Annotated in this window: 15 protein-coding genes; 13 read left to right on the forward strand and 2 right to left on the reverse strand. The window is 43.1% G+C overall.

The genetic code is table 11. The features are described 5' to 3' along the window. Positions 1 to 2: 2 nt before the first annotated feature. From dapF to uvrD, 5 genes are all read left to right on the forward strand, one after another. Positions 3 to 833 (forward strand): diaminopimelate epimerase, encoded by an 831-nt coding sequence (gene dapF / locus WAX86_RS00730; protein WP_005302025.1) that lies wholly within the window; start codon positions 3 to 5, stop codon positions 831 to 833. Further along, positions 830 to 1,552, forward strand: a complete 723-nt coding sequence (locus tag WAX86_RS00735) for a DUF484 family protein (protein WP_106339966.1) — start codon at positions 830 to 832, stop codon at positions 1,550 to 1,552. Before dapF ends, WAX86_RS00735 begins: the two co-directional genes overlap by 4 nt. After that, positions 1,549 to 2,469, forward strand: a complete 921-nt coding sequence (xerC, locus tag WAX86_RS00740) for a tyrosine recombinase XerC (protein ID WP_005302019.1) — start codon at positions 1,549 to 1,551, stop codon at positions 2,467 to 2,469. Before WAX86_RS00735 ends, xerC begins: the two co-directional genes overlap by 4 nt. Before the next feature lie 36 nt (positions 2,470 to 2,505). Then, positions 2,506 to 3,249: an HAD-IA family hydrolase gene (locus WAX86_RS00745; protein WP_376788111.1), complete on the forward strand. Its 744-nt coding sequence runs from the start codon at positions 2,506 to 2,508 to the stop codon at positions 3,247 to 3,249. Between the two features lie 208 nt (positions 3,250 to 3,457). Next, the gene (gene uvrD, locus WAX86_RS00750) at positions 3,458 to 5,629 is read left to right on the forward strand and encodes a DNA helicase II (protein WP_069530719.1); all 2,172 of its coding nucleotides are present in this window, start codon (positions 3,458 to 3,460) and stop codon (positions 5,627 to 5,629) included. Positions 5,630 to 5,676: 47 nt separating this feature from the next. Here uvrD and ggt read toward each other — a convergent pair whose 3' ends face one another. After that, positions 5,677 to 7,452, reverse strand: a complete 1,776-nt coding sequence (ggt, locus tag WAX86_RS00755) for a gamma-glutamyltransferase (RefSeq protein WP_237033223.1) — start codon at positions 7,450 to 7,452, stop codon at positions 5,677 to 5,679. A 218-nt stretch (positions 7,453 to 7,670) separates the two neighbouring features. On the opposite strand from ggt, the gene recQ reads away from it, so the two are divergent. The 4 genes from recQ (at position 7,671) to polA (ending at position 14,874) form a co-directional block, all read left to right on the forward strand. Further along, complete coding sequence (gene recQ, locus WAX86_RS00760; RefSeq protein WP_237029588.1) at positions 7,671 to 9,512, forward strand: ATP-dependent DNA helicase RecQ; 1,842 nt, start codon at positions 7,671 to 7,673, stop codon at positions 9,510 to 9,512. Between the two features lie 293 nt (positions 9,513 to 9,805). Further along, on the forward strand, positions 9,806 to 10,108 hold the full coding sequence (locus tag WAX86_RS00765) for a DUF3630 family protein (RefSeq protein ID WP_044178985.1): 303 nt from the start codon (positions 9,806 to 9,808) through the stop codon (positions 10,106 to 10,108). Positions 10,109 to 10,247: 139 nt separating this feature from the next. Next, positions 10,248 to 10,967, forward strand: coding sequence for a 7-cyano-7-deazaguanine/7-aminomethyl-7-deazaguanine transporter (locus tag WAX86_RS00770; RefSeq protein WP_005302004.1), 720 nt, complete (start codon positions 10,248 to 10,250; stop codon positions 10,965 to 10,967). 1,135 nt (positions 10,968 to 12,102) lie between these two features. After that, positions 12,103 to 14,874, forward strand: coding sequence for a DNA polymerase I (gene polA, locus WAX86_RS00775; RefSeq protein WP_138241383.1), 2,772 nt, complete (start codon positions 12,103 to 12,105; stop codon positions 14,872 to 14,874). Positions 14,875 to 15,814: 940 nt separating this feature from the next. Here polA and yihA read toward each other — a convergent pair. Further along, a complete protein-coding gene (gene yihA, locus WAX86_RS00780) occupies positions 15,815 to 16,480 on the reverse strand; it encodes a ribosome biogenesis GTP-binding protein YihA/YsxC (protein ID WP_005301998.1) in 666 nt (221 codons plus the stop codon). 234 nt (positions 16,481 to 16,714) lie between these two features. Here yihA and WAX86_RS00785 point away from each other — a divergent pair, with 234 nt between their 5' ends. From WAX86_RS00785 to WAX86_RS00800, 4 genes are all read left to right on the forward strand, one after another. After that, positions 16,715 to 17,332 carry a c-type cytochrome gene (locus WAX86_RS00785; RefSeq protein WP_341488985.1) on the forward strand — a complete coding sequence of 206 codons (618 nt, stop codon included), beginning with the start codon at positions 16,715 to 16,717 and terminating at the stop codon, positions 17,330 to 17,332. 996 nt (positions 17,333 to 18,328) lie between these two features. Beyond that, the gene (locus tag WAX86_RS00790; RefSeq protein ID WP_341488986.1) at positions 18,329 to 18,970 is read left to right on the forward strand and encodes a class I SAM-dependent methyltransferase; all 642 of its coding nucleotides are present in this window, start codon (positions 18,329 to 18,331) and stop codon (positions 18,968 to 18,970) included. Next, the gene (gene yihI, locus WAX86_RS00795) at positions 18,970 to 19,515 is read left to right on the forward strand and encodes a Der GTPase-activating protein YihI (RefSeq protein ID WP_005301989.1); all 546 of its coding nucleotides are present in this window, start codon (positions 18,970 to 18,972) and stop codon (positions 19,513 to 19,515) included. Before WAX86_RS00790 ends, yihI begins: the two co-directional genes overlap by 1 nt. A gap of 3 nt (positions 19,516 to 19,518) precedes the next feature. Next, on the forward strand, positions 19,519 to 19,998 hold the full coding sequence (locus tag WAX86_RS00800) for a DUF2489 domain-containing protein (protein ID WP_341488987.1): 480 nt from the start codon (positions 19,519 to 19,521) through the stop codon (positions 19,996 to 19,998). The last annotated feature ends 26 nt before the right edge of the window (positions 19,999 to 20,024 follow it).

Below are 20,024 nucleotides of genomic sequence, written 5' to 3' on the forward strand. Positions count from 1 at the left end.
TCATGCAGATTAATTTCTCCAAAATGCATGGACTAGGTAATGACTTTATGGTGGTCGATGCCGTCACCCAGAATGTGTTTTTTTCTCCTGATATGGTGCGGCGTTTAGCTGATCGCCATCGTGGCATCGGCTTTGACCAACTTTTGATTGTTGAGCCACCTTACGATCCGGAAACCGATTTTCATTATCGTATTTTTAACGCCGATGGCAGTGAAGTTGAGCAGTGTGGCAATGGTGCTCGCTGTTTTGCTCGTTTTGTTTCAATGAAAGGGTTAACCAATAAGTACCATATTTCAGTCAGTACTAAGGCTGGAAAGATGTTACTGAAATTGGAAAATGACGATCAGGTTACGGTCAATATGGGTGTGCCAATTTTTGATCCGGCTAAGATTCCATTTCGTGCTAACCAAGCCGAAAAAACTTATATTTTACGCGCTGGCGATCAAACCGTATTTTGTGGTGCTGCCAGTATGGGCAACCCTCATTGTGTGACTGTTGTCGATGATGTTCTTACCGCTGATGTCGAAACATTAGGTCCGCTGCTTGAGTCTCATGAGCGTTTTCCTGAACGGGTAAATGTGGGATTTATGCAGGTAATTTCTCGCAGTGAAGTAAAGTTGCGCGTCTATGAGCGTGGTGCTGGTGAAACCCAAGCGTGTGGCAGTGGTGCCTGTGCGGCAGTGGCAATCGGTCGTCAACAGGGCTTGCTTGATGAAGAAGTGACGGTTTCGCTACCAGGTGGTGATTTGCGTATTCGCTGGAACGGTAATGGCTCAAATCTCTTTATGACAGGACCTGTGGCTCATGTATTTGATGGGCAGGTGCTGCTATGAATGCTTCGTCATCACTGGCAGAGCAAGCAAGTTGTGATGAATTAAGTGCCGAGCAAGTCGCTTCTTATCTGCGTAAAGAGCCAGATTTCTTTGCTCGACACCCAGAGCTATTGTCCCAGATCCGAGTCCACCATGATGAGCGTGGCGCCATATCGTTGGTGGATATTCAGCTAGAAAAATTACGCGGCCAAGTGACACAACTGCAAGAGCAATTAGAGCAATTAACCGATCAAGCAAAACGAAATGATCAATTGTTTCAGCAGTTTTCTTCACTACAAGCCAAGTTGATGCAAGCTCGTTGTCTGCAGCAAGTGATGCCTTTAATGGAGCAATTTGCTCAGCAGTATCAATTGAATATCAGTATTCGGTTATTGGCGGAACCTGAAGCAGCAAAACCGCTACTGAAAGAGATTAATAGTGATGTAGCTTGGCTTTCGCGAGAGTCTTTTACTCAGTTTCAACGCTCATTTATGCCGCAGCAAAATATCTATCTTGGGCGACTTCGTCATGGGCAAGCCGCACTCTTTTTCAGTCAACCGCCAGATTTAGGCTCTTTTGCATTATTGCCATTAAAGCAGCATCAGACGCTTGGAGTTCTGGGTTTTTCCAGTACCGAAGGCGGCCATTTTCACCCTGCGATGGATACGCTCTTTTTACAACAATTAGCCATCGTGATGAGTTCGCAACTTGCATTATGGTTGGATGAGGCAGCACTGTGACGAACCCTGTTATACCAACATCATTAAGTCGACCTTTAGAACGCTTTTATGAATATTTGCGCAGTGAGCGTGAATTGAGTTTACACACTCAACAAAACTACAAACGTCAGCTTTCGACCATTGCTGAACAGTTGGTTGAGATGCAAGTGACTTCGTGGCAGCAATTGGATGCGGGTTGGGTGCGTCAGATCGCCAGTAAAGGCATGCGAAGTGGGTTAAAAGCCAGTAGCTTAGGCATGCGTCTTTCGGCTCTGCGTAGTTTTCTTGATTTCCTGGTGTTTCAAGGCGATTTAAAAGCTAACCCAGCGAAAGGGGTTTCAGCACCAAAGAAAGCTCGCCCATTACCGAAAAACCTCGATGTGGATGAGATGGATCAGCTGCTCAGTGTTGAGGGCGATGATCCTCTATCCATCCGAGATCGTGCGATGATGGAACTGATGTACGGTGCCGGCTTACGTTTATCTGAATTGGTCGGGTTGAATCTAAAAGATATCCAATTGACCAAAGGTGATTTACGGGTGATTGGTAAAGGGGATAAAGAGCGGATAGTTCCGTTTTCGGGCTTGGCAAAAGAGTGGGTTGGCAATTGGTTAAAGGTTCGAGCAACTTTAGCCCATAGTGATGAGCCGGCGTTATTTGTTTCCAAGCGTGGTATGCGAATTTCTAATCGTAATGTACAAAAACGAATGGAAGAGTGGGGACAAAAACAGGCCGTTTCAAGTCATATTAATCCCCATAAATTGCGTCACAGTTTTGCCACTCACATGTTGGAATCAAGTGGTGATCTACGTGCAGTACAAGAGTTACTTGGTCACGCTAATCTATCAACTACTCAGATCTATACTCACTTGGATTTCCAACATTTGGCCAAGGTTTATGATGAGGCTCATCCTCGCGCCAAACGTGGTCGCCGATAAAAATCGTGTTAATAAAATAGGAATAGCATGCAACAACTGCGATTAGATAATTCACTGAACGGGATTAAAGCGCTCAGCTTCGACTTAGACGATACACTTTATGATAATCGAGAAGTTATCGTTCGAGCAGAGCAAGCTATGCATCAATGGTTGGCTGAGTTTGATGAGCGTTTTCTGTTATTCCGTGATGGTTTCTGGCCTCAGTTAAAGCAACGTTTGGCTCTAGCCGATCCTTGGTTAAAGCACGATGTTACCTTATGGCGCTATCAGTCGATTAAAGTGGCATTAATGCAGTTAGGTTATCGAGAAGTGGCTGCGGCGTTGGCAGCTGATCGTGCAGTTGAACATGTCCTTGCCGTGCGCAACCAAGTTGATGTCCCACCTCTTACCCATCAAGTTCTCACTCAATTGAGCGCACACTTTCCGCTGGTAGCAATCACCAATGGTAATGTGGATATCGATAAAATTGGTTTAGGCGCGTATTTTCAGTACCGATTTTGTGCCGGTCCCGATGGGCTCGCAAAACCAGATTCCAACTTATTTGATAAAGCGGTACATGCGCTGCAAGTGGCACCAGAGCAAATTCTTCATGTTGGCGATCATCCAATCAGCGATGTTCAGGGCGCTCAACAAGCTGGATTTCAAACCTGTTGGTTTAATGACAAAGGACGTGATTTTAGGGCATTAAGCTCTGACATGAAGCCAGATATTGAGATCCACCAATTGGATGAGCTATTGCCTTTAGTGACGATGAGTTCGGTTATTGAAAGCATTAAGTGAGAAAGAGCCTGCGCCAAAAAAGAGGTTTGTTTAACGTTTATTATTGATTGTTTTATCACTTGCTGCTGATGTTTTTTAACTTATGTCTAGCCAAACCTAGAACATGAGTCGTAGTTTGCATTGTGATAAGCGGATAAAAAGATAACGGAGCATTCTTTTTTTCAGCTGTTATAATTGCAATCCTTGTATAAATAACCAGTAACTCACTATGGATATCTCCCTCCTGTTAGATGGGCTCAATGACAAACAAAGAGAAGCGGTAGCAGCACCGTTAGGTAATTACCTCGTTCTGGCAGGAGCCGGTAGTGGTAAAACACGCGTGCTTGTTCACCGTATCGCTTGGTTGATTGCCATTGAGCAAGCGTCGCCGTACTCAATTATGTCGGTGACATTTACCAATAAAGCGGCTGCTGAAATGCGTGGTCGTATTAATGAATTGATGGAAGGCTCAACTTCTGGAATGTGGAATGGCACGTTCCACGGTTTGTGCCACCGAATTCTTCGTGCCCATTATCTGGATGCTCGCTTACCTGAAGATTTCAATATCTTAGACTCTGACGATCAGCTTCGTCTGCTGCGCCGTTTGATCAAAGCGCAAAACCTAGATGAGAAGCAGTGGCCACCTCGTCAGGGTGCTTGGTATATCAATGGCAAAAAAGATGAAGGGTTGCGTCCTCATCAAATCGAAACCTTTAACGATCCGGTAGAGCAGACTTGGCAACGCATTTATGCCGCTTATCAAGAAGCGTGTGACCGTGCCGGCTTAGTCGATTTTGCTGAGTTGTTGCTGCGTGCGTTTGAATTGGTTCGAGATAATAAATTCATTCGAGAGCACTATCAGGCTCGCTTTAAGCATATTTTGGTCGATGAGTTCCAAGATACCAACAGCATTCAATTTGCGTGGCTACGTTTAATGGCAGGGCCAGATTGCCACGTGATGATTGTGGGCGATGATGACCAGTCTATCTATGGTTGGCGTGGTGCCAAAGTGGAGAATATCTCTCGTTTCTTACGTGAGTTTCATGACGCTAAGTCTATCTTCCTTGAGCAAAACTACCGTTCAACTGGCAATATTCTAAAAGCGGCTAACGAACTGATTGCCAATAACAATGAGCGCATGGGTAAAAACCTATGGACTGACGGTGCTGATGGCGATCGCATCTCCCTTTATTCTGCATTTAATGAACTGGATGAAGCGCGCTTTGCTGTTGGTAAGATCAAAGAGTGGCGCGATCAAGGTGGCACTCTTAATGAAGTGGCTTTCCTTTATCGTAGTAACGCCCAGTCGCGTGTGTTGGAAGAAGCGTTGATTCAAGCGGGTATGCCGTATCGAATCTACGGTGGCATGCGATTCTTTGAGCGTCAGGAAATTAAAGATGCATTGTCTTATCTGCGTCTGATCAGCAACCGTAATGACGATACGGCTTTTGAACGTGTAGTGAATACCCCAACGCGTGGTATTGGTGATCGCACGTTGGAAACCATTCGTTTAGCTGCTCGTGATCGCGGTATGACCATGTGGCAAGCGAGTATTGCTCTGTTAGATGATCAGGTATTGGCAGGTCGTGCAGCTAATGCTTTGCGCCGTTTTATCGAATTGGTAGATGCGTTAGAAGATGACACCGCCGAGCTTGCTTTGTATCAGCAAACCGATGATGTGATCCGTAATTCAGGACTTCGGGCGATGTACGAGCAAGAAAAGGGTGAGAAAGCCCAAGCGCGTATTGAAAACTTAGAAGAATTGGTCACCGCAACTCGTCAGTTTGAGATCCCAGAAGAAGCGCAAGAGATGACTCATCTGGCAGCGTTTTTATCTCATGCCGCTTTAGAGGCTGGTGAAGGTCAGGCTGACGATTTTGAAGATGCGGTGCAACTGATGACCATGCACAGCGCCAAAGGTCTGGAGTTTCCTCTGGTCTTTATGGTGGGCATGGAAGAGGGGATGTTCCCAAGTTCACGTACGACAGAAGAAGTGGGACGATTAGAAGAAGAGCGACGTTTGTGTTACGTGGGTATGACCCGTGCGATGCAAAAGCTCTACTTAACTCATGCAGAAATGCGTCGCTTGTATGGTAAAGATAATTTCCATAAGCCATCTCGTTTCCTAAAAGAGATCCCAGAACACTTTATTGATGAAGTTCGGATGAAGGCGCAAGTATCTCGCCCTGTGAGTACTGGCCGCTTTAGTCAAACCACAGTTAATGAAAACTTTAATCAAACGGGTTTTAGTTTAGGTCAGCGTGTGGAGCATCCAACCTTTGGTGAAGGCACTATTATCAATTACGAAGGTAGTGGTCCTCAAAGTCGAGTTCAAGTCGCCTTTAATGGTCAAGGGATTAAATGGTTGGTCACTCAATACGCTAAGCTAACCGCAATCTAATGTGACAGAAAAAGTAAAACGCCATCGATGAAAGATGGCGTTTTTTATTATTGTCCAATCACTTTACCTTCTCGGCGAGGGTCTGCGGCGCCAATAAGCTGAATTGAACCATCGGATTGGGGCTTAAGCGCAATCGCCTGAACGCCTGAATTCAGATCTTTTACTTGCACCTGATAGCCTAACTTTTTAAGTGGCTCTGCCCATTGTTCTGCCCCTGTGTTTTGTTCTAATTCATAAGGACCAAAACGGTTATTCATATTGGGTAAATCAATGGCTTGTTGCAGTGATAAATTCCAACTTAAATACCCCAATAGGGTTTTGCTGACATAACCAATGATCTGGCTACCACCTGGGGATCCTATTGCTAAATATGGTTGGCCTTGTTTTAGCACTATCGTGGGTGCCATGGAGGATCGTGGGCGTTTACCAGGCTCAACACGATTGGCAATTGGCACGCCGTCCACTTGGCTGCGAAAAGAGAAGTCAGTCAGTTCATTATTGAGTAAAAAGCCACGAACCATTAAGCGAGAACCAAAGCCATTTTCGATAGTGGATGTCATTGAGACCACATTCTTTTGTTTATCGACAATAACAAAGTGGGTGGTTGAGGGGAGTTCAATAGCTTGGTCATCGGCTTGCTTGAGAGCTTGAGGCCAACTTGGCAGTCCGGGCTCGACATGGGCTAAGGCTTTTTCACCCTTAAGCAGTTGCGCTCTTTTTTCTATATATTGCGGTGCTAATAAACCCTGTTTCGGCATAGGTACATAGTCGCTGTCTGCCATATAACGGCCTCTATCGGCGAAAGCCAAACGAGAAGCATCGGCCAATAACCGCCAGCTGGAGATATTATTAGGACCTAATTCTGCCATTGGGTAGTGGCTAAGCATCGCCATGATTTGCCCGACGGTTAAGGCTCCTGAGCTAGGTGGACCCATGCCGCAAATCTGATATTGATGATAAGGCGCGCAAATAGGCTGGCGTTGTTTGATCTGATAAGCCGCTAAATCCAACACACTGAGCACACCTGGATTGGTTGGAGCTTGACGCACGGTTGCCACAATATCTTTTGCTATGGCTCCTTGATAGAAGGCTTTAGCGCCATGTTCGGCAATTTGTTTGAGGGTGGCTGCGTAATCTGGATTAGTAAGGCGTTCCCCACTTTGGCGCGCTGTGCCATCAGGGTGGAAGAAATAGGCGCGGGTTGGGGCAAATTTGTTTAAGCTCTCTTGGCTTTGGGCTATCGCATTTGCCAGTCGAGGCGAAACAATAAAACCTTGTTGTGCCAGTTTTATCGCCGGTTGCACTACACTTTTCCACGGTAATTTGCCCAATTGTTGATGGGTTTGCCATAGCAGTTTTACCGTACCAGGCGTTGCAACAGAGCGACCTCCCACCACGGCATCAAAAAACGTCAGTGGTTGGCCTTTATCATCGAGAAAAAGTTGGGGGGTTGCAGCAAAAGGGGCGGTTTCTCGACCATCAAAGCTGGTGAGTTTTTGCTGTTCTTGATCCCAATATAGCAAAAAAGCACCACCACCAATGCCTGATGATTGAGGTTCTACTAAGCCTAAGACCAGCTGGATAGTAACCATGGCATCAATGGCATTCCCACCTTGCTGCAATATTTCAGCCCCAGCTTTACTGGCATAGCTATTGGCTGTGGCAACCATCCATTTTTGCGCGGTAATTTGCTGTTGTTGGGTTCGAACATCACCAAGTTCTGGGGCAATATGATCGCTGGTCTGACTGACTGTTGCGATTGTAGTATGACTCAGTAGCAGTCCAGAGAGAGCCAATAATAGTTTTTGCGCAAGTTTTGCCATCACTTCATCCTTGTTTAGATAGCTTTGTTGTGAGCAAGAATAGCAAGAACTTTCTCTTTGAGCTTGATTATTCATCAAATATTGGGATGGGGGTACGTATTTCCTACTCGATAGTTTTATGCCCTGTTTCATTAAGGGCTTGGTGGCTGAACCTAGCATCTTGAGGTGAGTTGGGTATAGAATGACGCCTTTGTCTTTTTCGTTATTGTCGTGCTGTTATGACCCAAACTTCTCTCTGCGATCATCCTACACTTGCTCAAGCACAAACTCTGCTTGAGGATGTATTTGGCTACCAGCAGTTTCGAGATGGGCAACAAGACATCATTACTACGGCCCTTAATCACAGTGATAGCTTGGTCATTATGCCAACTGGGGGCGGAAAATCGCTCTGCTATCAAATTCCTGCATTATTGCTCGATGGTCTTACTTTAGTTATTTCCCCTCTGATTTCTTTGATGAAAGATCAGGTTGATCAGCTGGTGGCGAACGGAATTCCAGCCGCTTGTATCCATTCAGCACTGACGCGAGATGAAATCGAAACAGTATTTTCGCAGCTGGAGAGTGGTGAGCTAAAACTGCTTTATGTCTCTCCTGAGCGCGTATTGATGCGTGATTTTATTGCTCGATTGCAGCAGGTAAAGTTGGCGCTATTAGCGGTGGATGAGGCACATTGTATTTCTCAGTGGGGGCACGATTTTCGCCCTGAATACGCAGAATTAGGTCAACTTAAACAGATGTTTGCTCCGTTGCCAGTCATGGCATTGACAGCAACGGCAGATGAAACGACTCGACAAGACATTATCTCTCGTTTGGCTCTTGAGCAGCCTTATATTCATTTAGGCAGTTTTGATCGCCCAAATATTCGCTATACCTTACTCGAAAAATACAAACCGCTATCGCAACTGTTGAGTTATCTCGCCAGTGTTCGCGGTCAATGCGGCATTATTTACTGTAATAGCCGTAAGCGGGTGGAACAGATCTGCGAAAAACTGTGTGAGAATGGCCTAAGAGCGGCGGCTTATCATGCGGGTATGAGCGTAAATGATCGCGCCTATGTGCAAGAAGCTTTTCAGCGAGATGACATTCATATTGTGGTGGCCACCGTGGCGTTTGGTATGGGGATCAACAAACCCAATGTCCGTTTTGTTATTCATCATGATATTCCCCGTAATATAGAATCATACTATCAAGAGACAGGGCGGGCGGGGCGAGATGGCCTGCCTGCTGAGGCGGTATTGCTCTATGATCCTGCAGATATGGCTTGGCTCAGGCGCTGTCTTGATGAAAAGCCTGATGGTGCAACGCGTGAGGTCGAAGAGCATAAACTCAATGCCATGCGGGATTTTGCCGAAGCTCAAACCTGTCGACGCCAAGTGTTGTTGCATTATTTTGGTCAACACAGTGAGAAACCTTGTGGTAACTGCGATATCTGTTTAGATCCTCCAAAACAATTTAACGCAACGGAAGTGGCTCAAAAAGCATTGTCGTGCGTGTATCGAGTGCAACAAAGTTTTGGGGTGAACCACATTATCGAAGTGCTACGAGGAATGCAAAACCACCGTATCCGCGACCACGGTCATGAGTTACTCTCCACTTACGGTATTGGTCGTGATTTTAGCCATGAGTATTGGCTCAGTGTGCTACGTCAATTAATCCATCGCGGTCTATTGGTGCAAAATATTCAACGTAACTCGACATTGCAGCTAACCGAGCAGTCACGCAGTGTTTTACGAGGAGAAGTTGAATTGATGTTAGCCGTGCCTCGATTAGATACCGCGGCACGAACAGCAAAACACGATAAGCTCGCTCAACGTCATTATGATAAGAAGTTGTTCGCCAAACTACGTAAATTGCGTAAAGCCATCGCTGATGATGAAAACCTTCCTCCTTATGTGGTCTTTAATGATGTTAGTTTGATGGAAATGGCTGAGCGGTTGCCGACATCTCACGGTGAGTTTTTAGCAATCAATGGCGTGGGGCAGCGTAAGTTAGAAAAGTACGGTCAAGTCTTCTTAGAATTGATTGAAGATCATCTTACGGCGGTAGAAGGGTTATTCTAACGTTCGATGGATAAAAAAAAGGCCGAACTTATCCAAGTCCGGCCAAAAATGCGTTAAAAAACATAAACAGGTTATGTTCTATTCGCTACAAAACAGCTTGCGTATTTGGTGAGAGTTTTCATCATCACCCACTGCTTCATCTAAACGTGACGGGACTCGACGCCTAGACATTGAAGCAGTGAGCGTATAAGACCACGTTTTTTAAAAGGTGACCATAGTCTACTTATGGTTTGAAACGCTAAGAAACACTTGGTTACAAGTCTTGTGCTATTGAGTCGATGAAAGGAGAAAACATGCTTAATTTTCGCCAAATCACAACCCTTAGTTATTCGCAAAAGTTACAGTTTATTATTCCCAATTTTGATTTTGATCGGTTTGCTGTATATGGCGAACAGATCGCTGCTTTGTTGGATTGCCGTATTCTTGAACGGGAAATCAATGCCGATTTGCAGATCTGGTTACTTGATTTTGAAGGGTGCCATTTATTGCTAAAAGGGGAGTATTACAGCCAAAGCATATGGTTAGAAGCGCTAGATGATTTGGGTGAAGAAAACTTAGTCTTTATCGCTCGTTTATTTCGTAGCAAGATTGATTAAAGAGCCAGCGAATAAGATCTAGCATCTTAAAGTCACTTGAGTATAATCCTTCCCTTCGTCGCTGCGCGGGGGTGAGATCCCGAGATAGGCAGTGAATTTAGTTTGGGTTCCCTCTCCCCCAATGACAAAAAGGTGTAGCATGACAGATCGCTATTCAACCGCCACATCCATTCCGAGCAACATTCAATCTTCTTTTTCTGCAGCACAAAAACAGAAGGCCTTAGGCTACTTGGTCCTGTTTCACCTATTGGTGATTGCATCGAGTAACTACTTAGTTCAATTGCCTTTTACTGTATTTGGTTTTCACACCACTTGGGGCGCTTTTACTTTTCCTTTTATCTTTTTAGCGACCGACTTAACGGTACGTATTTTAGGTGCACCTATGGCGCGTAAAACCGTATTGATGGTGATGATGCCCGCGTTGGTCATTTCCTATATTTTATCAGTGCTGTTTTTCCAAGGGGAGTACCAAGGCTTAGCGCATCTTGGTGAGTTTAATTTATTTGTTGCTCGTATCGCGATTGCGAGCTTTATGGCTTATCTTCTTGGCCAAATTCTGGATGTTTCGGTATTTAACCGTCTGCGTCAATTAAAGCAGTGGTGGATTGCACCAACCTGCTCAACTATTTTTGGTAATGCGATTGATACGCTAGCGTTTTTCTCTATCGCGTTTTATCAAAGTCCTGATGCGTTTATGGCTGCGAACTGGACCGAAATTGCTTTGGTCGATTACAGCTTTAAATTGATTATTAGCTTGGGTCTGTTTGTGCCAATGTATGGTGTGCTACTTAACTACTTAGTCCGTAAGTTAACAACCTTGCCAAGTTACAATAACTCACCGCAATCTCAATACAGTTAATTGATTGAATAAAGCCGACACACAATGTCGGCTTTATTTTTATTCGTTGTAAAAGGGCATTCATTACTTGTATCTATAGAGTTGAAGCATTATTTTGCTTTGTTCTCTTTAATCGTACAACTAAGTTCCAACACCACACTCAATTAAATGAAAATAATTCTCAACAAATGCTTGCATTGTAAATGAGAATTGTTATTATTAACCCGCACTCAGGGAGAAGGCGCTAAGTAAGGCTTTTTTCTTTGAAGGCACGACATTGCTCACATTGCTTCCAGTGTACTTCAGCGCGGTTTGTTATTGGTGTAGGGCTGATAACAAAGAACCAATTTTGCTGAGCGGCGTTTCCCAAAGTAACGCCGCTTTTTCTTTTCTAACTATCCGCAATTTTTTACTTTTCTCTTTACCTGACTCCAGCTTGATCTTTTACCTCACGATCACTTAATCCCCTTATTCCATAATTCTAAGATGCTGATTGAGATCTTCGCTACTGAGTAAAATTCAAATAAAACAATGCAGCGCAATAGCACGCTTTTAATCCGTTTAATTTAAGATCATCAAGGTGATTTTGTTGTGATAGATCCTGTTTGTCGATCACGCTGCAGTGGATAACTTTTGATAGCGCATCGTTAATTCACGCTAAATAATCACATTAAAGGCATTATTACTCTGTATTACGAGTGAGGTGATTGAAATAGCAGCAATTCATTTGGTTTTGGTTGTCTTTAACAACAAATTAGAGGGTTTTTGTGCAGGAAAATAAAGAGTTTTAATTATTTTTCCACAAGACTTGATCTTTTTTGGATCGAGGATCTCTAAATTTAACTATGGTTAAGTTATTGAAATATAATAGAGTGGTTAGAAAACATTGTTCGAAAGTGAAAAACGATCAAACGGTTAAAATTAAATACTAACAAAGTTATCCACAGATTTAAGGGTGATTTATAGAGGTGTCGGTGGGAAAACAGGTTATCCACTGCGGATGTGATATTTTCTATCGATTCGTGTTAAGGTGATCAACAAGCTTTTACAATGACGTCTATCTTTGAATTAATGTTAACGTTTTTCGGCTCAAAGTCGGTTAATATTGATGATAACAAGCTCTTAATCTGTTTCTCGATAATATAAGCATAATCCTATGGCGACGATTCCTGAAAATCCATTGATCCTTATCGATGGATCCTCTTATCTATACCGTGCGTACCATGCCGCACCTAATTTCACTAACTCAGAAGGTCAACCTACTGGCGCTGTATATGGTGTGATCAATATGCTTCGTAGCATGTTACGCCAGTTTTCAACCGAACATATTGCCGTTATCTTTGATGCCAAAGGTAAGACATTCCGCGATGAGATGTTTGCGGACTATAAAGCGAATCGTCCACCAATGCCTGACGATCTTCGTGGTCAGATCGAACCGTTACATGCAGTGATCAAAGCGATGGGCTTACCATTGATCTCTATCTCCGGTGTTGAAGCCGATGATGTGATTGGTACGTTAGCAACTCAAGCCTCTAAAGCAGGTATGCCGGTTCTGATCAGTACTGGCGATAAAGATATGGCGCAGTTGGTGGATGAAAATATCACTCTGATCAATACCATGACAGATGTTGTGATGGATCCTGCTGGAGTTGTTGAAAAGTTTGGTATTGGCCCTGAGCTTATTATCGATTACCTAGCCTTGATGGGTGATAAGGTCGATAACATTCCTGGTGTTCCGGGAGTTGGTGAAAAAACGGCAAAAGCACTGTTAACTGGTATTGGTGGTCTGGATGCTTTGTACGATCGTTTGGATGAGATCCCAGCTCTTGGTTTCCGCGGCTCAAAAACCATGCCAAAGAAACTGTTGGATAATAAAGAGGGGGCTTACCTTTCTTACCAATTAGCAACCATTAAACTGGATGTTGAACTTGATATTACTCCGCAAGAGCTAGTTAAAGCAGAACCTGATGTTGATGAGTTAACTCGTCTATTTGGTCAATTGCAGTTCCGTCGCTGGTTAGAAGAGATGCTAAGTGGTAGCGATGGTAAAATTGTTGCTGATGAGAAAGCTGCTCAAGCGGTTGCTTCTGAAAAAGTCGTTGCGCCTGTGATTGATCGCAGCGGTTATGAAGTGATTCTAGATCAGAGCCGTTTTGATGCATGGTTAGAGCAATTAAAATCAGCTGAAGCTTTTGCCTTTGATACTGAGACAGACAGCCTAGATTATATGGTTGCTAACTTGGTCGGTGTTTCATTTGCAGTGGAGGAGGGCAAAGCTGCTTATGTTCCAGTTGCTCATGATTATTTAGATGCGCCAGAGCAGTTAGATCGTGACTGGGTGTTGGCACAGCTTAAGCCATTACTGGAAGATCCTAATCAGGCGAAAATTGGCCAAAATCTAAAATACGATGCGAGTGTTATTGCTCGTTATGGTATTGAGATGCAAGGTATTAAATACGATACCATGTTGGAATCTTATGTGTATAACAGTGTGGTTGGTCGTCATGATATGGACAGCTTGGCACTGCGTTATTTAGAGCATAAGAATATCAGCTTTGAAGAAATTGCAGGTAAAGGCAAAGGACAGTTAACCTTCAATCAGATCGATCTTGAACAAGCCGGTCCTTATGCGGCAGAAGATGCTGATATTACGTTGCGTCTGCATAATGCGCTTTATCCAAAAGTTTCGGCGGATGAGAAATTACTGCATGTATTTAGCGATATTGAAATGCCGCTAGTACCAGTTTTATCACGTATGGAGCGCACTGGTGTTTTGATTGATAGCATGAAGTTAAGTGCTCAATCACAAGAGATTGCTCAGCGTTTGGATGAATTGGAAAAACGCGCTTTTGAAATTGCCGATCAAGAGTTTAATTTAAGCTCTCCTAAGCAGTTACAAGCGATTCTATTTGAAAAGATGGGTTTACCTGTTCTTAAAAAGACACCATCAGGCACACCATCAACTAATGAAGAAGTGCTGCAAGAGCTTGCTCTAGATTACCCACTACCAAAGCTTATTTTAGAGTACCGTGGTTTAGCTAAACTGAAATCGACTTACACCGATAAGTTACCAAAAATGGTTAACCCTGCAACAGGTCGAGTGCATACCTCTTACCACCAAGCGGTTACTGCGACAGGACGTTTATCTTCAAGCGATCCTAACTTGCAAAATATCCCTGTTCGTAATGACGAAGGACGTCGTATTCGCCAAGCCTTTATTGCGCCACAAGGTTATAAAGTATTAGCAATCGACTACTCTCAGATTGAACTGCGTATTATGGCCCACCTATCAGGTGATAAAGCCCTGTTGGATGCGTTCTGTCATGGTAAAGATATCCACGCGGCAACAGCTGCTGAGATTTTAGGCCTACCTTTAGAGCAAGTATCTAGTGAACAGCGCCGCCGAGCAAAAGCGATCAACTTTGGTTTGATCTATGGTATGAGTGCTTTCGGCTTAGCTAAACAGCTTGATATGGGTCGTGGTGAAGCGCAAGAGTATATGAATACTTACTTTGAGCGTTATCCAGGTGTGCTTGAATATATGGAAACTACTCGCACCGTTGCCAGTGAACAAGGTTATGTTGAAACCTTGTTTGGTCGCCGTCTATACCTACCTGATATTAAATCTCGTAACGGTTTGCGTCGTAAAGCTGCAGAACGTGCTGCGATCAATGCCCCAATGCAAGGTACTGCTGCCGATATTATCAAACGCGCAATGGTGCTTGTTGATGAGTGGATTGGTCAGCAAGAATCGGGTCGTGTTCGTCTATTAATGCAAGTGCATGACGAATTGGTATTTGAAGTACAAGAGTCAGAAATTGAATCTGTTGCCCAAGAGATTAAAACTCTTATGGAATCGGCCGCTCAATTGGATGTACCTTTGATTGCTGATATCGGCTATGGCGAGAACTGGGACCAAGCCCACTAAGCATTACCACTTCTAATCGTATAAAAAATAATAGCTAGCTGAATCAGTTAGCTATTTTTTTGTTAAAAATAACCGCTTACAAAATTACCATTTGTAAAATTTACTTACGAGAAAGTGAAAAAAAACTACAAATAGGGGTTCCAATATCTGAGCAATTGATATACAGTTAATGACGTAGGGTACAGAGGTAAGATGTTCTATCTTTCAGACCTTTTGTTTCACGTTATTGGATTTGGCTGATTCAGCCGCCCCAGTCTGGTTTTAGACTGGGGCGTTTTTTATTGGGCCTAATTCTACATTTCTCGTTATATTCCATACCCAATCTACTCTTCTGTCATAGTCGCAATTTCTTGCTATTTTTGCTTTTAATCGTTGAAATATTAGCCATTAATCGCTATTTATTATTGTTAATATTCATATTCTTTCGGTTCTTGTGTGATTTAGATCTGTTTTTGCTCGTTGTTTAGAGTAAATACTTTAAATTCTGAGCTGAGCCGTTATAATGAAACCAGCTTCTTGTTCATATTTGTTTTTGGTAGACGGTTTTTATTGCCGGCTAGCCAGCAAATCCATGAAATAGCCACTCTTAATTGTTGAGAGTGGCTTTTTTTTATCCATTCTCAATGCCTTTCTAAAAAGCCTTTACTCTTCCTTGTGTTAACAAAATGTTGTGTTGCTTTGTTACAGAAATAATATATTTAGCTAAATAAAGGTCGGTAGTTAATTAACCTAGAAAAAGAAGGGGATTAGGATGAGTGTACTGAAAAATAAGTATGAAAAGTGACCGAAGTGAGGGTAAATTGCTTGCTTTGATGGGGGAAATCATCGATCCTTTTTGGATAATAAGAAAACCTCCTATTTCTCTCCCCTTGCCCCACCTGCTGGTGGGGAATTTTTATTGGCTCCATCCATAGAGCCTCAGAATAAGATGCAGACTTAATTACTCTCCTGCATCATACTCTTCGCCAGCTTCCATTGCCGCTAGCATTCTTTGGCGCTCAAGCTCTGGGCCAAACCAAGCATCAAGCTTATGACGCACTTGATCAACTCCGATGCCTTTAAGTGAAGAGAAAGCTTCAACTTGTACATCGCCAGCCACGTCTGCTAGATCTTTACGAACTTTTAGTACTTGCGCCTTACGAGCACCGCTTTTTAATTTATCTGCTTTAGTTAATAGCACTAAAACAGGTAAGCCACTTTCAACACCCCAATAGATCATCTGTTGGTCGAGATCTTTTAGTGGGTGACGAATATCCATCAGTACAACTAAACCTGCAAGGCACTCACGCTTTTGAAGGTATTCACCTAGAGATTTCTGCCATTTGATTTTCATCTCTAGTGGTACTTGAGCAAAACCGTATCCAGGTAAGTCGATAAGGTTACAACCTGATTCCACTTCGAACATGTTGATTAGCTGAGTACGACCAGGTGTTTTTGAGGTACGAGCTAAGCTTTTTTGTTCTGTGATGCGGTTTAGTGCACTCGACTTGCCAGCGTTAGAACGACCAGCAAATGCGATTTCAACACCAGAGTCCTGTGGCAGGTGACGAATGTCTGGGGCACTAGTGATAAAATGAGTTTTGCGATAGTTGAGGGGTTGATTCACTGTTAACTCCGTCAAGTCTTTAAGTAGTCGACTGATTACTTTTTGTAAAAAGTGTGTAAAATATATGATAAATATGCTTAATCGCTGCTGGTATTGTATACCAAGTTGCTGAGCATTACTTGTGGTACGGAAGCCTCAATACACAAACGATCTTAAGCGCTGAGTTTTTAAGCTTCATTTATTAGTGTAATTCAAGACTTAAGTCGTTTGAGTAATAACAATAAATGGAATGTCATGAATAAATTAATAGTGATTTTAGGATTACTCGCCAGTCTCCCTACCTGGGCTCAAGGCGATGTCGCAGCCGGCAAAGCCAAGTCAGTCACCTGTGCCGCTTGTCATGGTGCTGATGGTAATGGCATATTGCCGCAATACCCTAAGCTTTCAGGTCAACACTCCCCTTACTTAGAAAAACAGCTTCACGATTTCAAACTAGCTATGAGCAGTGGTGGAGAACAAGGCCGAGTAGATGCTGTGATGGGAGGAATGGTTATGCCCCTCTCCGAGCAGGATATGGCTGATCTTGCCGCTTATTATGCTTCTCTCCCTATCTCTGATAATACCTCTGCCAAAGCATCCATTCCTATTGGTCAGCAGTTATATCGCTTTGGTGATTCTGAGCGTGGTATTCCCGCCTGTTCTGCTTGCCATGGTCCTCGTGGTGATGGCACTAGCTTATCGGGATTTCCTAAGATATCGGGTCAAAATGCAGAATACATCCAACTTCAGTTAGAAAAATTCCGTGATGGTCAGCGCGCAAATGATATGAATGCCATGATGCGCTCGGTTGCCAGTAAGCTTAATGACCAAGAAATTACGGCATTATCGCAGTATGTTGGTGGCTTGCATTAAGCATAATAAAAATTGCGGGTATAAAAAAGCAGCGTTTTTTACCGCATTTTTACACTTATTCTTGTCGGGAATATCAAATGGCTGATCAGCTTGTAAGAGATCTGCCATACATGCTGTGAATTTTAACTGAAAAAACACTGTTCAAAAGATAATTTATCTTTATAAAACAATTGCTTGTGTATTTAACATGGCATGGCAAGAAAAAATTTGTGACGTCTGTCAATGGAATAAGAATCCATTTCAAGTAAATTATGTTTTGTCGACAGGGAGTACGGCAACGGAATGGATAAAGCCAATGATTGGCTAAGCAGGAATGCTGAAGGAATTTGGAATTGCGCCATAGATGGCAGAGTATTGATGCTCGAAGGATACACAGGACGTCAACTAGGATGGTTGGTTAGTTCGCAAGAAGCGTAGGATTGTTAGGATAACGCTTAAGGACAAGTTAAATCACGAGTGAGTGGTTTATGTCGGTTACTTCTAGGATGAAGTGAACATAAGGATGGTGGAGTTAGCTATTAGGACGATAGCATAGCTTAAAGGAAAGCCAACTTAGGATGAGTTGTTTTGCTATGGAAAGTAGCATGGATTGTTAAAAATCATCAGGATGATGACGAACGAAAGCTTTTGGCATGGAAAGCCGCAATAATAAAGGGATATTTGTCAGACCGGGACGTTGTTATCTGGTTAGGATAGACTGGACTGAATATAGCCATATGGCACCGACATCAAGCGATAGGTAGAAATACCTGTCGCTTTTTCTTTATCTGGCGTTTTTAATTGCTAAATATACATCATTATTTATAGCTATTTGTTTGATTCAAAAAATAAAAATGTGGCTAACTGATCGCTTTGTCGCACTTTTTATTACTATCAGATCATTGATTAGATGGGTATAAAACTACATTCTATTTTGATTTGGGTATAGAATACTCCGCTCGATTTTAAACCAGTCCTGATACACCATGACGTTGGACTGCATTGGAGCTTACATTTATGCCTTCATGTCCGTTATGCCATTGTGCATCAAGCCATGACTTTTTCACTGACAAGTTACGTCAATATTTTCAATGTAATTCTTGTTCATTGGTTTTTGCCGATCCAGATGCTCACTTAGCACCTGAAGATGAAAAAGCTGTTTATGATCAGCATGAAAATAATCCTCAAGATATGGGATATCGCCGTTTTTTAGCTCGCTTAGCCGATCCTTTGGTTGAGCGAATTGGGGCTGCACCTTTGTCTGGATTGGATTTTGGTAGTGGACCAGGTCCCACCTTATCGGTGATGTTGACAGAGTTGGGTTATAATGTGGCGATATATGACCCATATTTTGCGCCCAATCGTGAAGCCCTTGAGCAACAATATGACTTTGTGACCTGTACTGAGGCCATAGAGCATTTTTATCAGCCTGCGAAGGAGTGGGGGCTATTACTTAGTCTAGTCAAACCAGGAGGATGGCTTGGCTTTATGACTAAGTTAGCAAGAGATGTTGATGCCTTTGCGCATTGGCACTATAAGAACGATCCAACCCACGTGAGCTTCTTTAGCCGTGAGACATTTAGCTTTTTAGCTGAACGTGACGGTTTAGAGGTGGAGTTTGTTGGGAATGATGTGATTTTGCTGAGGAAAACCCAGTAATGACTCGTAAGAAAAAAGGCCGTAAGCCGGGTTCTGAAGGACCTGCGGTATACCGTGAAAAAAGCGTTTCTCAACTAGAAAAAGAAGCAGTTGAGCGTAAAAAAGATCGCAAGCGTAAAGGCTTAAAAGCTGGTAGTCGCCACTCTTCAACAGTAGTGACAAAACAGAAATCTGGTAACAAGCCAAAAGATCCACGTCTTGGTAGCAAAAAGCCGATTCCATTGATTGTGGAAGCGCAAAAGCCAATGACGAAGAAAGAGCGTCGTCTATCTGCACAGCAAGAGCTAGAGATGCTAGAAAATGATCCACAATTGATCACTTTACTTGATCGTCTTGATGCCGGTGAGAAACTGGGTTCAGGCCTACAAAAACAAGTGGATCAAAAACTGGATCGTATCGAACAGCTGATGAAGCAACTGGGTCTACTTGATGAACCAGAAGAAGAGATGATGGACGATGAGTTACCAATGACTCGCGCTCATTCTGATGATGATCTGCTTGATCAGTTCGAAAAAATGGATTTTGACTCATTTGGTAAGGAGTAACCGTTGCAGAATACGATGCTTTGGTTTGGACTAGGTAGTGCGGTTGTTGCTGTATTAGCAGCGTATGCCGGTTACTTATTGTATAAGCTTTATCGTCAACATCAGCGCCATCAGGCGTTTTTAGAACGAACAAAAGCGTTACAAGCTGAAAAAATTGCCCAACGCAATGCAACTATTTTAGACAGTGTCTATATTATTGCAGAAGCTGGAGTCAATGATCAGTGTGATATGTCTGAGATTTCTATTCGCTTATTTAAGTTGATGGAAGCACTGCAGCACGATAAAGCGGTAGACTTTGCCGCTCAATATCCTGCTCTGCATGAGTTATATCAAGTAGTAAAAGATATGCCTCGCAGTGAAGTGCGCCGTAATATTGAAAAGCGTCAGCGTATGCGTCTCGACTTAGATCGAATGAAAGCAGAAGCTCGTTTGGTTGATGATATCAAGCAAGAGCTCAATTCTATTCTGGCGATGAAATCTTAAAGCCATAATGAAGGCATAAGCTTTTG

Source organism: Photobacterium damselae subsp. damselae, assembly GCF_038086725.1.
Taxonomy (GTDB): domain Bacteria; phylum Pseudomonadota; class Gammaproteobacteria; order Enterobacterales; family Vibrionaceae; genus Photobacterium; species Photobacterium damselae.

Coding starts and splice junctions, on each gene's coding strand:
- dapF (WP_005302025.1), top strand. CDS start 3: ATGCAGATTAATTTCTCCAAAATGCATGGACTAGGTAATGACTTTATG.
- polA (WP_138241383.1), top strand. CDS start 12,103: ATGGCGACGATTCCTGAAAATCCATTGATCCTTATCGATGGATCCTCT.
- recQ (WP_237029588.1), top strand. CDS start 7,671: ATGACCCAAACTTCTCTCTGCGATCATCCTACACTTGCTCAAGCACAA.
- WAX86_RS00735 (WP_106339966.1), top strand. CDS start 830: ATGAATGCTTCGTCATCACTGGCAGAGCAAGCAAGTTGTGATGAATTA.
- uvrD (WP_069530719.1), top strand. CDS start 3,458: ATGGATATCTCCCTCCTGTTAGATGGGCTCAATGACAAACAAAGAGAA.
- yihI (WP_005301989.1), top strand. CDS start 18,970: ATGACTCGTAAGAAAAAAGGCCGTAAGCCGGGTTCTGAAGGACCTGCG.
- WAX86_RS00770 (WP_005302004.1), top strand. CDS start 10,248: ATGACAGATCGCTATTCAACCGCCACATCCATTCCGAGCAACATTCAA.
- ggt (WP_237033223.1), bottom strand. CDS start 7,452: ATGGCAAAACTTGCGCAAAAACTATTATTGGCTCTCTCTGGACTGCTA.
- WAX86_RS00790 (WP_341488986.1), top strand. CDS start 18,329: ATGCCTTCATGTCCGTTATGCCATTGTGCATCAAGCCATGACTTTTTC.
- WAX86_RS00765 (WP_044178985.1), top strand. CDS start 9,806: ATGCTTAATTTTCGCCAAATCACAACCCTTAGTTATTCGCAAAAGTTA.
- WAX86_RS00785 (WP_341488985.1), top strand. CDS start 16,715: ATGAATAAATTAATAGTGATTTTAGGATTACTCGCCAGTCTCCCTACC.